The sequence below is a fragment of the Microbacterium barkeri genome (assembly GCF_027921765.1).
Classification (GTDB): domain Bacteria; phylum Actinomycetota; class Actinomycetes; order Actinomycetales; family Microbacteriaceae; genus Microbacterium; species Microbacterium barkeri.
Window position 1 is genome coordinate 1 of record NZ_BSEJ01000069.1, and the last position, 500, is coordinate 500.

The window sequence follows — 500 nt, forward strand, 5'->3', positions numbered from 1 at the left end:
AGTTGACAGGTACGGCGAAACACCTATTTTTGTGATACACATCCCATTTAAAGAGAGTGATCTCCATCGCTTTCTGTTTTTTATTTCTTTAAATTTCATGGCGTTAAAAAATCGAGATATTCAGGCGTGCTGACCTTTCCTTTGCCATAAAAAGGAGGATTTAAGAAAAGAACGGAAACGTGATTAGTGCCACATTTTTTTCGTAGCAGAGGAAAATATTGGCAAATTTCGCAGAGACGGGAAGCGGAAAACAAAAACAAAAAAAGCGCCCTGAGGCGCTCTTTCGACAGTTGCTATACGCTTATTTGTTCAGTTCGGCAGTCATATGCACGCGGTTGCCGGTAAACGCTTCGGTGATTTTGTAAGACGAAGCGCCGGCAGCCTGCGCCTGTGCGGCGATTTTCGCTTCCGCGCCGTCCATTGTGGAGGCGGTTGCGGTCACGGTTTCAGCAGCGAAGGAAGCGAAAGAGGCGGCCATAGCGATTACTGCGACAAAAGTT

Annotated in this window: 1 protein-coding gene; it reads right to left on the reverse strand. The window is 46.4% G+C overall.

Features of this window, described 5'->3' with window-relative positions; translation table 11 throughout:
* Positions 1-301 precede the first annotated feature (301 nt).
* Positions 302-500: YdgH/BhsA/McbA-like domain containing protein (locus PKE79_RS16805; protein WP_271174811.1), on the reverse strand; the 199-nt coding region annotated here is incomplete at its 5' end.